This is a genomic window from Cupriavidus malaysiensis, assembly GCF_001854325.1.
GTDB classification, from domain to species: Bacteria; Pseudomonadota; Gammaproteobacteria; order Burkholderiales; family Burkholderiaceae; genus Cupriavidus; species Cupriavidus malaysiensis.
Genome location: NZ_CP017754.1, coordinates 915,599 through 927,161, shown reverse-complemented (window position 1 = coordinate 927,161; position 11,563 = coordinate 915,599). Strand labels below are relative to the sequence as shown.

Here is an 11,563-nt window from a genome sequence, read left to right as displayed (position 1 = left end):
CCGATTCCAGCATCATGAGCCATTCCCACGTCGTCCCTGCACTGCCGGCAGGCAAGAACCCCGCGCTGCGCGTCGTCCCGATGCCCGCCGACGCCAATGTCCACGGCGACGTGTTCGGCGGCTGGATCATGTCCCAGGTCGACATCGCCGGCTCCATCCCCGCGGTGGAGCGCGCCCAGGGCCGCGTGGCCACGGTGGCGGTCAACAGCTTCCTGTTCAAGCATCCGGTCTTCGTCGGCGACCTGGTGAGCTTCTATGCCGACATCGTCAAGACCGGGCGCACCTCGATCACGGTCTCGGTCGAGGTCTACGCGCAGCGCATGCGCCACAGCAACGAGATCGTCAAGGTGACGGAGGCGACGCTGACCTACGTGGCGACGGATGAAGAACGCCAGCCCCGGGTCCTGCCGATGCCGTGACGCGGCCGTCCGCCGGGCCATCGGCAGGCCGCGCCTGCCGTGCCCGGCGCGGAAAAAAGGGCGCCGCCCGGCGCCCTTTGCGTGATGCCCGCTGCGGGCAGATCACAAACGCTTGCCATAGCCGTCCCGCAACTCCCGCTTGAGCACCTTGCCGATCGCGCTGCGCGGCAGCGACTCGACATAGTGCAGCGCGGCCAGCCGCTGCGTCTTGCCCAGCCGGGCATTGATCCAGGACAGCAGTTCCGCCTCGGAGGCACCCGCGCCTTCGCGCGCCACCACGAAACCGACCGGCGTCTCTCCCCAGGCGTCGGAAGGCACGCCGACCACCGCGACGTCGCCGACGTCCGGGTGTTCGCGCAACTCCGACTCGAGATCGCTCGGATACACGTTGAAGCCGCCCGAGATGATCATGTCCTTCTTGCGGTCCAGCAGCGTGAGGAAGCCGTCGGCATCGAAGCGACCCATGTCGCCGGTGCGGATGAAGCGCTTGCCGGCGGGGTCGTACCACTCCGCGTCGGCGGTCTTGCCCGGCTCGCGGTGGTAGCCGCTCATCATGGTGGCCGAGTGGCCGACCACTTCGCCGGCCTCCCCGTGCGGCACCTCGCGGCCCTGGTCGTCGATCAGGCGGATGTCGTGGCCCTCGACCGGCCGGCCCACGGTGTGCAGCTTGTCCGGGAAGTCATGGGCGCGCAGTTCGCACGAGCCGCCGCCTTCGGTCATGCCGTAGTACTCGGTCAGGCGGCCCGGCCAGCGGCGCAGCACGTCGGCCTTGACCTTGGCGGCGAACGGCGAGCTGGTGCAGAACTTGGCCTGGAAGGAGGACAGGTCGTAGCGGTCGAAATCGGGATGCGCCATCAGGCGCTGGTATTGCACCGGCACCAGCATGCTGTGGGTGACGCGGTGCTGCTGCGCCAGGTCCAGGTAGCGCTTGGCATCGAACTTGGGCATCAGCACCACGGTGCCGCCGAAGGTCAGGGCCGGGAAGAAGCTCACCAGCGTGGTGTTGGAGTACAGCGGCGTGGACACCAGCGTCACGGCCTCCGGGCTGTAGACCGCGCCGCCGGCGCGCTTGGCGTACGACCAGCGCATGCCATGCGACTGCACGATGCCCTTGGGCGTGCCCGTGGTGCCGGAGGAATAGATGATGTTGAACGGCCATTCGGGCTGGATCGCCACCGGCTGAGGACGGGCCCCGGGGCCGGCCAGCCAGTCGGCCAGCGGCGCTTCGGACGGCGCGGCGCCGCTGTCCAGGCGCACGCGGCGCGTGCCGAGCTTGCGCAGCTGCTCCGCGTGCGGCGCCAGCGCCGCCGAGACCTCGGCATCCAGGAACAGCAGTCGTGCCTGCGCGTTGCCGATCATGCCGAGCAGGCCGGCGGCGGTGGACGATGGCGCCAGCGGCGCCACGGCGACCCCGGCGCGCAGGCTGCCGAGGAAGGCCACGGCGTAATCGATCGAGCCAGCCGCGCACAGGGCGATCGCATCGCCGGGGCCGAAGCCGTCGCGCTGCAACGAAGCGGCGAAGCGATCCGTCATCGCGTCCAGTTCCGCATAGCTCACGCGCCGCTCGTCGAGGATCAGCGCGGGATGTGCCGCACGCTCGACCGCGTACTGCCGGATCATGTCGGTGACCGGGGTAAAGGCCTGCTCTAGCAGGCTGGCTGCCGTCGTCATCTTGTCTCCTGGGTGGTTCCGCGGCGGCGCCGGCCGGCGCCGCTGCTGCCGTCGTTCGTATCGTTTTCCGGCATGCTTCGCGGCCGGGAAACCCGGCCGCGAAACTGGTTTTTTACCACAGCTGCGCCATCGCTGCAGGGCGCAGCGGTGCCGGCACGGCAGCAGGACCGTCGCCGGCGCCGACCGGTTCCGACCGGTTCAGGAATGACTGGTCGGATCGGCCGGTCGCGCGGCGAGCCCGGCGCCCAGGAAGAAACGGAACATCGCACCGGGGCAGCGCAAAGGGGCTGCCCCGGCCCTCACTGGAAGCGAGTGAAGTCCGGCTTGCGGCGCTCGAAGAAGGCTGCGAAGGCTTCCTTCGCCTCGGGCGACTGCAGCAGGCGGCGGAACACCGCCCCCTCCTCGGCCATCCTCGCCTCCACGGCGGCCATATCGCCGCCCTTCATCAAGCGCTTGGTCTCGCGCAGCGAGGAGGCCGGCAGCGCGGCCAGCCTGGCGGCCTGCTTGCGCGCGAAGGCCTCCAGCTCGCCCACCGGCAGCACGCGCGTGACCAGGCCGATGCGATAAGCCTCTTCCGCATCGAACGCCTCGCCCAGCATCAGCTTCTCGGCCGCGCGCTGGTAGCCGAGCAGGCGCGGCAGCAGCAGGCTGGAAGCCGCCTCCGGGCACAGGCCGAGCTGCGCGAAGGGCAGCGACAGCCTGGCCGTCTCGGAGGCGTAGACGAAATCGCAGTGCAGCAGCATGGTGGTGCCCACGCCCACTGCGGGACCGCTCACGGCAGCCAGCAGCGGCTTGCTGGCATGGCTGATCTGGTACAGGAACTGGAACACCGGGGCCTCGGCCGCGTCCGCGCCGTCCACCGGCGGGCGCTGTGCGAAGTCTTCCAGGTCGTTGCCCGCGGTGAAGATCTCCGGTTTGCCGCAGAACAGGATGGCGCGCACGGCCGGATCGCCTTCGGCCTCGCGCAGCGCGTCGGCCATCGCCTGGTACATCGCTGCGGTGATGGCATTCTTCTTGTCGGCGCGGTCGAAGGCGATGGTCAGCACGCCCTGTTCGATTCGGGTCTGGATACTCATGCTTGTCTTGTCTCTCTCGTCGTCTGTGTTGCGGTGGCCGGGGTCCGCCGCGCTCAGTCCAGCGGCGGTGGATCCTCGGAAAGGAAAGATAGCTCAGCCCGAAGGCCTTCGCACCGTGCCAACCCCGAGCGTGTCGAACAGCGCGCGCGGCATGTCGCAGGCCGCATCCGCCAGGATGACCGTCTCCTTCGTCTCGTCTCCCCTTCCGTCCGGTGAACCGCCCGGCGGGCGGCAAGGCACTGCCGGCCGGAACGCTGCCGGCCGAGGCACTGCCTTTCTTCGCCTGACAGGGAGAGGGGCCGCAGCAGCCCCGGCCCCGCGTGGCGCGTTCAGACGCGCTCGAAGATTCCCGCGGCACCCATGCCGGTGCCCACGCACATCGTGACCATACCGTACTTCAGCTGGTGGCGGCGCAGCGCATGCACCACGGTGGCCGAGCGGATCGCCCCGGTGGCGCCGAGCGGGTGGCCCAGCGCAATGGCGCCGCCCATCGGATTGACCTTGGCCGGATCCAGCTGCAGGTCGCGCATCACCGCCAGCGACTGCGCGGCAAAGGCTTCGTTCAGTTCGATCCAGTCGATCTGGTCCTGGGTCAGGCCGGCGGCCTTCAGCGCGGCGGGGATCGCTTCCTTGGGGCCGATGCCCATGATCTCCGGCGGCACGCCGCGCACCGCGAAGGAGACGAAGCGGGCCAGCGGCACCAGGTTGAACTGCTTGAGGATCTTCTCGGAGACCAGGATCAGCGCGCCGGCGCCGTCGGAGGTCTGCGAGCTGTTACCGGCGGTGACGCTGCCCTTGTTGGCGAACACCGGGCGCAGCTTGGCCAGGCCTTCGAGCGAGGTGTCGGGACGCGGGCCTTCGTCCAGCGCGACGGTGCGGTTCTTGACCGTGATCTCGCCGCTGGCCAGGTCGGGGAATCGCTCGCTGATCTCGATCGGGGTGATCTCGTCGGCGAACTCGCCAGCCTGCTGTGCCTTGACGGCCTTCTGGTGCGAAGCCAGCGAGAAGGCATCCTGGTCCTCCCGGCTGACCTTCCACTGCTGCGCCACCTTCTCGGCGGTCAGGCCCATGCCATAGGCAATGCCGACGTTCTCGTCGCGGGTGAAGATGGCCGGCGACATCGACGGCGTGTTGCCCATCATCGGCACCATGCTCATCGATTCCACGCCGGCGGCGATCATCACGTCCGATTCGCCGACGCGGATGCGGTCGGCCGCCATCGCCACCGCGCTGACGCCGGAGGCACAGAAGCGGTTGACGGTGATGCCGCCCACGGTATTGGGCAGGCCGGACAGCAGCGCGCCGATGCGCGCCACGTTCAGGCCCTGCTGCGCCTCGGGAATGGCGCAGCCGACGATGGCGTCTTCGATCAGCGCGGGATCGAGTCCCGGCACCTGGGCCACGGCGGCCCTCAGCACGGTGGCCAGCAGGTCGTCGGGACGGGTGTTCTTGAACATGCCCTTGGGGGCCTTGCCGATCGGCGAGCGGGTCGCGGCGACGATGTAGGCGTCTTGCAGTTGTTTCATGATCTCGGTTCCTCGCTTGCCTGTTAGTTGCGCACCGGCTTGCCGGTCTGCAGCATGCCCATGATGCGTTCCTGCGTCTTGGCCGTGCCCAGCAGGTCGACGAAGGCGCGGCGCTCCAGCGCCAGCAGCCATTCCTCGCTGACCAGCGAACCCGCCTCGACGTCACCGCCGCACACCGCTTCGGCGATCCGGCTGGCGATCAGGAAATCGTGGGCCGAGATAAAGCCGCCGTCGCGCAGGTTCACCAGCGAGGCCTTGATGGTGGCGATGCCCGAGCGGCCCGCCACCGGCACCAGCGCGCCCGCCACCGGCGGACGGTAGCCGGCGTCGGCCAGCGCGCGCACCTGCTGCAGCGCGACGTGCAGCAACTCGTGCACGTTGAACACGACGGGATCGGATTCCTGCAGGTAGCCGATCTTGCGCGCGTCGAGCGCCGACGCGGAGACCTTGGCCATGGCCGCCGCCTGGAAGCGATTGGTGAGGAACTGCAGCAGGTTGGTGCTGCCGGCTGCCTGCGCCGCGCGCGCAGCCGCCAGCGCCGCTTCCTTGAGACCGCCGCCGGCCGGCACCAGGCCCACGCCGACCTCCACCAGGCCGATGTAGGTCTCGAGCGCCACCACGCGCCGTGCCGAATGCAGCATCAGCTCGCAGCCGCCGCCCAGCGCGATGCCGGAAGCCGCCGACACCACCGGCACCTGTGCGTACTTGACGCGCATCATGCCGTCCTGGAACTTCTTGACGAAGGGCTCGATGCCCTTGGCACCGCCCATCATGAAGGCCGGCATGGCCGCCTCCAGGTTGGCGCCGGCGGAGAACGGGCCGCCGGGCGCGCCCAGCTGCAGCGAGGTCGGCTGCCATACCACCAGGCCCTTGTACCCGGCTTCGGCCAGGTCGACGGCGCGCGTCAGCGCGTCGATCACGTCCGGTCCGATGGTGTTCATCTTGCTCTTGAACGAGATCACCAGCACGTCATCCTGGCCTTCGGCCACCCAGATGCGCGCGGCGTCGTTCTCCTCGACGGTACGGCCGGCCTGGCGCGGGTCGAGCGCCGCCGAGCCCTTCAGCGCGGCACGGAACAGCTGGCGCTGGTACACCGGCAGTGCGCTGCGCGCGGCGAAGGAGTGCGTGGCGGGCGCCCAGGAGCCTGCCGCGGTATGCACGCCCTGCGCCTCGGCCACCGGACCTTCGAACACCCAGGCCGGCAGCGGTGCCTTGGACAGCGCCTTGCCGCCCTCGACGTCTTCCTTGACCCATTCGGCCACCTGCTTCCAGCCGGCCGCCTGCCAGTCCTCGAAGGGTCCGCTGCTCCAGCCGAAGCCCCAGCGGATCGCCAGGTCGACGTCGGCGGCGGAACCGGCGATCTGCTCGAGGTAGACCGCGATGTAGTGGAACACGTCGCGGAACACGCTCCACAGGAACTGCGCCTGCGGATTGGACGATTCACGCAGCAGCTTGATGCGCTCGGCCGGCTCCTTCTTCAGCATGCGCACCACGATCTCGTCTGCCTTCTTGCCCGAGTCGACGTACTGGCCGGTCTTGGCGTCGAGCACCTTGATGGCCTTGCCGTCCTTCTTGTAGAAACCGGCGCCGGTCTTCTGGCCGAGCGCGCCGGCATCGACCAGGCCCTTGAGCACGGCCGGGGTCTTGTACACCGGTGCGAAAGGATCATCCTGCAGGTTGTCCTGCATGGTCTTGATCACGTGGGCCATGGTGTCCAGGCCCACCACATCGGCGGTGCGGAAGGTTGCCGACTTGGCGCGGCCCAGCTTGGAACCGGTCAGGTCATCGACCACATCGAAGGGAATGCCGTACTTCTCGGCCTCGGCGAACACCGCCAGGATGGAGAAGATGCCAACGCGGTTGGCGATGAAGTTGGGCGTGTCCTTGGCTCGCACCACGCCCTTGCCCAGCGTGGTGGTCAGGAAGGCTTCCAGGTGGTCCAGGATCTCCGGCTGCGTAGTGGCGGTCGGAATCAGCTCCACCAGGTGCATGTAGCGCGGCGGGTTGAAGAAGTGCACGCCGCAGAAGCGCGCCTTGAGGCCGGCGTCGAAGCCTTCGGACAGCGCCGTGATCGACAGGCCCGAGGTGTTGGTGGCGAAGATCGCATGCGGCGCCAGCGCGCCCTGTACCTTCTTGTACAGGTCGTGCTTCCAGTCCATGCGCTCGGCGATCGCCTCGATGACCAGGTCGCATTCACCCAGCAGGGCGAGATCGTCCTCGTAGTTGGCGGGGCGGATCAGGCCGGCTTCGTCCTTGATGCCCAGCGGGGCGGGAGACAGCTTCTTGAGGTTGTCGATGGCACGCAGCGCGATGCCGTTCTTGGGACCTTCCTTGGCAGGCAGGTCGAACAGCACGACTGGCACGCGCGCGTTGACGAGGTGGGCGGCGATCTGCGCGCCCATGACGCCGGCACCGAGCACGGCGACTTTCTTGACGATGAAATTGGACATGCGCGCTCCTTGGGAGGTGAGCGTTGGAGGTGTGTGGGGGTGGCTGAGACGATGGCTGGCGGCGGGTACCCTGCTTGGCGGCTCCCCTCTCCCGCTTGCGGGAGAGGGGTTGGGGGTGAGGGCAGGCGCTGGACCATGCGTGATCGCAACAAGCACCGCCGGCCCTCACCCCCGGCCCCTCTCCCATTGCATGGGAGAGGGGAGCAAACCCGCGCTGGCGAGGAACTCCCGCCTCGGGCCGCGCCGCCTCAGAACAGGTCGGCGTCCAGCGCCATCAGCGTGGCCGAACCGGCGCGCGCCTTGCGGATCTCGGCGGCCGTTTCCGGCAGCAGCCTGGCGAAGTAGAACCGTGCGGTGGCCAGCTTGGACGTGTAGAACTTGTCGCCGCCGGCTTCCTTCTCCAGCGCGATCTTGGCCATGCGTGCCCAGAAGTACGAGAACACCAGGTGGCCCACCACGCGCAGGTAAGGCACGGCGGCGGCGCCCACTTCGTCGGCGTTGCCCATCGCCTTCATGCCGATTTCCATGGTCAGCTTCTGCACCTTGTCGCCCAGGTCGGCCAGCGGGTTGACGAACTCCTGCATGGCTTCGTTGGTGCCTTCGGCCTCGACGAAGTCCTGCACGATCTTGCCGAAGGCCTTCATCTTGGCGCCCATGTCGCCCAGGATCTTGCGGCCCAGCAAGTCGAGCGCCTGGATCGTGTTGGTGCCCTCGTAGATCATGTTGATACGGGCGTCGCGCACGTGCTGCTCCATGCCCCATTCGGAGATGTAGCCGTGGCCGCCGAACACCTGCATGCCCTCGTTGGTGGCGGTGAAGGCGTTGTCGGTCAGGAAAGCCTTGATCACCGGCGTCAGCAGCGCCACCAGGTCGGCGGCCTGCTTGCGCACGGCCTCGTCCGGGTGCGACAGTTCGCGGTCGATCTGCAGCGCGGCCCAGTAGCTGAAGGCGCGGCCGCCTTCGGCGTAGGCCTTCTGCGTCAGCAGCATGCGGCGCACGTCCGGATGCACGATGATGGGGTCGGCCGGCTTGTCCGGCGCCTTGGGACCGGTCAGCGCGCGCATCTGCAGGCGGTCCTTGGCGTAGGCCAGCGAATTCTGGTAGGCCACCTCGGTCAGGCCCAGGCCCTGCATGCCCACGCCCAGGCGGGCCGCGTTCATCATCACGAACATGGCGTTCAGGCCCTTGTTGGGCTCGCCCACCATCCAGCCCTGCGCACCGTCCAGGTTCATCACGCAGGTGGCGTTGCCGTGGATGCCCATCTTGTGCTCGATCGAGCCGCACTGGATGCCGTTGCGCTGGCCCGGCTTGCCGTCGGCGTCGGGGATGAACTTGGGCACCACGAACAGCGAGATGCCCTTGGTACCCTGCGGCGCGTCCGGCAGGCGCGCCAGCACCAGGTGGATGATGTTCTCGGACAGGTCGTGCTCGCCGGCCGAGATGAAGATCTTGGTGCCGGTCAGGCGATAGGAGCCGTCGGCGGCCGGTTCGGCCTTGGTGCGCAGGATGCCCAGGTCGGTGCCGCAGTGCGGCTCGGTCAGGCACATGGTGCCGGTCCACTCGCCGGAGACCAGCTTGGGCAGGTAGCGCTGCTGCAGTTCGGGCGTGCCGTGCGCGTGCAGGGCCTCGTAGGCGCCATGCGACAGGCCGGGATACATGGTCCAGGCCTGGTTGGCCGAGTTCAGCATCTCGTACAGCGCATTGTTGACCAGGATGGGCAGGCCCTGGCCGCCGTACTGCGGATCGCAGCCCAGCGCCGGCCAGCCGGCCTCGACATACTGCCGGTAGGCTTCCTTGAATCCCTTGGGCGCGCGCACCACGCCGTCGCCGACGTAGGTGCAGCCTTCGCGGTCGCCGCTCTGGTTGAGCGGGAAGATGACCTCGGAGCAGAACTTGCCCGCTTCCTCGAGCACCTGGTTGATGGTATCCGCGTCGATGTCGGCGTGCGGCGGCATCGCCTTGAGTTCGGCTTCCACGCCGAGCAATTCATGGAGCACGAACTGCATGTCGCGCAACGGTGCGGTGTACTGGCCCATCAAAGACTCCTTCGAGGTTGTGATGCCGCCGAGCCGACCGTGCGCATGGTGGGCACGGAACGCCGCGGCGGCCTCAGGTACGGTACGACTGGATCAGCTTGTTCAACGCGACCATGGCAAGTTCGGCGCTGTCAGGCAGGCGCAGGAAGCGGGCGTCATGATGCAAGCCTAGTTCAAGGCTGTACATCTCGAACAGCATCAGGCGCGGATCGCAATCCGCACGCAGGTGCCCCTCTTCCTTGGCCTGGGCGATGGCGCGCGTCAGCGCGGCGCGCCAGATGGTGACGCTCTTGACGAGTTCGTCACGTACCGGACTGCCCGCACGGTCGTCATATTCGACCGCGCCGCTGATGTAGATGCAGCCGGTGGTCACTTCCTGGATGCGCTTTTCCATCCACCGGCGAACCATCGACCACAGGCGCGGCAGGCCGCGCGGCTCCTGCAGGGAGGGATAGAACACCTCCTGCTCGAACCGGCGGTGATACTCGCGCACCACTTCCACCTGCAGGTCTTCGCGCGAACCGAAATGCGCGAAAACGCCGCTCTTGCTCATCTGCATGCGTTCCGCGAGCAGGCCGATGGTCAGCCCTTCGAGCCCGTCGCGGGACGACAGTTCCAGTGCGGCGTCCAGAATGGCCGCGCGCGTCAGCTCGCCCTTGCGCATGGGCGCGGGCGAGGCGGAAGCGGCGGATTCGAGACGGGCTGACTGGTGTCGCATGATTGATTTCTCCGTTCTTTTGCGTGGCAGCACGCTGCATGCCACGTATCTGACGTTGATCTGACGTTGACCTTGCGGCTGCCCTGGCAGCCGCGAATGCACGCAGTCTAAGCCAAAAAAGAACGGTCGTTCAGATTATTGTGAATGGGCCCGTCCGGCAGCAAGCAATTAATTAGATCACCGTTTCTAAACGGAGCGCGCCGCAGCATGGCCGACAGGACTGCCGCGCAAGGGCTTGCGGTGGTGCATGCGGCAGAGCAGCAAGACTCAGTAGCGGCCGGTCACGCCGGCGATCATGACACCGAGCCGGAGCACCAGGTAGGAAGCCCAGTTGACCAGCCGGCGCAGCGGCGAGCGCCTGGCATGCGCGTCGGCGCGCACCGGCACGCTGCGCTGCGAGATGGCATGTTCCAGTTCGGCACGCAGCCCGGCGCAGAAGCCGGCATCGTACACCGCCACGTTGGCCTCGCGCGCGAGCAGCAGGCTGAACGGGTCCATATTGCTGGAGCCGACGGTGGCCCAGGTGTCGTCGACCACGGCCACCTTGGCGTGCAGGAAGCTGTCGTCGTACTCGTGGATCTCCACGCCCGCCTCCAGCAGCGTCGCGTACAGCGCATGGGTGGCGTAGTGCTGCAGGCGGTATTCCACCCTGCCCTGCAGCAGCAGCCGCACGCGCACGCCGCGGCGCCGGCACGACAGCAGCGCGCGGCGCAGCTTGTGTCCCGGCAGGAAGTAGGCGTTGGCAAGGACGACATCGCGGCGCGCGGCGCCAAGCGCCTGCAGGTAGGCGCGCTCGATGGCGCGGCGGTTGCGCAGGTTGTCGCGCAGCAGCAGCGCCGCGCGCATGCTGCCCGCGCTGTCCTGGCGCTGGGCCGGCGGCAGGTCGGTGAGCAGCGGGAACTCGGCGGCGGCGCCGGCCAGGCCGACCATCTGCATCTCGTCGCGCAGCGACAGCTGCCACCAGAGCCGCTCGGTGGTCAGGGCGATCTGGTCGACCAGCGGCCCTTCCACCGCCACCGCGAAATCGTAGCGTGGCCCCAGGCCGGCGTCGTCCATCGGGCCGTGGTTATGGTCGTCGATGATATTGATGCCGCCGACGAAGCCGATGCGGCCATCGATCACCGCCAGCTTGCGGTGCAGCCGCCTCAGGTGGCGCCGCGCCAGGCGGAAACCGCGCAGCGGCCGATAGATGCGGAAGCCGGCGCCGGCCTCGCGCAGCCTTGCCGCCAGCGTGGCCGGCATGTCGCCGGCGCCGAAGCCGTCGACCGCCACGCGCACGTCCACGCCGCGCTGCGCGGCACGCACCAGCGCGTCGGTCACCGCCGCGCCGACGGCATCGTCCGCATAGATATAGGTCTCCAGCGCCACCGAGAACAGGGCACGGTCGATGGCGCCGATCAGCGCCGGGAAGAACTCGGCACCGCCGTGCAGCAAACGCACGTGGTTGCCCCCCACGGGCCGGCCGCGGCGCCACTCCGAGCGCAGCGGGCCGGCCGGGCGGCCATGGGCACCGGGCGCGAACGCCGTCGCCTTGACTTCCGGCCGCGCCGGGCCGGCCGGGTTGGTTATCCGTGACATGCGGTGATTATCGGCCACGCCGGCGCCGCAGGCCAGGGCGCGGGATGCGCCGCGCGGCCGCAATCTGCTATCGTCGGGATCATTCGACC

The 11,563-nt window shown here is 68.5% G+C and carries 8 protein-coding genes; 1 reads left to right on the top strand and 7 read right to left on the bottom strand.

Annotated elements, in window-relative coordinates; genetic code table 11:
- The first annotated feature begins 14 nt into the window (after positions 1–14).
- Complete coding sequence (locus BKK80_RS04035; RefSeq protein WP_071010996.1) at positions 15–419, top strand: acyl-CoA thioesterase; 405 nt, start codon at positions 15–17, stop codon at positions 417–419.
- Positions 420–521: 102 nt separating this feature from the next.
- On the opposite strand, the gene BKK80_RS04030 is transcribed toward BKK80_RS04035, so the two are convergent.
- The 7 genes from BKK80_RS04030 to clsB all read right to left on the bottom strand — a co-directional run bounded on the left by BKK80_RS04030 (position 522) and on the right by clsB (position 11,474).
- Complete coding sequence (locus tag BKK80_RS04030) at positions 522–2,090, bottom strand: class I adenylate-forming enzyme family protein (RefSeq protein WP_071010994.1); 1,569 nt, start codon at positions 2,088–2,090, stop codon at positions 522–524.
- 299 nt (positions 2,091–2,389) lie between these two features.
- Positions 2,390–3,166 carry an enoyl-CoA hydratase gene (locus tag BKK80_RS04025; RefSeq protein ID WP_071010993.1) on the bottom strand — a complete coding sequence of 259 codons (777 nt, stop codon included), beginning with the start codon at positions 3,164–3,166 and terminating at the stop codon, positions 2,390–2,392.
- Positions 3,167–3,495: 329 nt separating this feature from the next.
- Complete coding sequence (locus BKK80_RS04020) at positions 3,496–4,695, bottom strand: acetyl-CoA C-acyltransferase (protein WP_071016059.1); 1,200 nt, start codon at positions 4,693–4,695, stop codon at positions 3,496–3,498.
- Positions 4,696–4,715: 20 nt separating this feature from the next.
- Entirely contained in the window at positions 4,716–7,142 is a 2,427-nt protein-coding gene (locus BKK80_RS04015; protein ID WP_071068614.1) for a 3-hydroxyacyl-CoA dehydrogenase/enoyl-CoA hydratase family protein, read from the bottom strand.
- A gap of 248 nt (positions 7,143–7,390) precedes the next feature.
- The gene (locus BKK80_RS04010; protein ID WP_071010990.1) at positions 7,391–9,178 is read right to left on the bottom strand and encodes an acyl-CoA dehydrogenase C-terminal domain-containing protein; all 1,788 of its coding nucleotides are present in this window, start codon (positions 9,176–9,178) and stop codon (positions 7,391–7,393) included.
- Positions 9,179–9,251: 73 nt separating this feature from the next.
- Positions 9,252–9,842 carry a TetR/AcrR family transcriptional regulator gene (locus BKK80_RS04005; protein WP_071037517.1) on the bottom strand — a complete coding sequence of 197 codons (591 nt, stop codon included), beginning with the start codon at positions 9,840–9,842 and terminating at the stop codon, positions 9,252–9,254.
- A gap of 321 nt (positions 9,843–10,163) precedes the next feature.
- The gene (gene clsB, locus BKK80_RS04000; protein WP_071038467.1) at positions 10,164–11,474 is read right to left on the bottom strand and encodes a cardiolipin synthase ClsB; all 1,311 of its coding nucleotides are present in this window, start codon (positions 11,472–11,474) and stop codon (positions 10,164–10,166) included.
- Positions 11,475–11,563 lie beyond the last annotated feature (89 nt).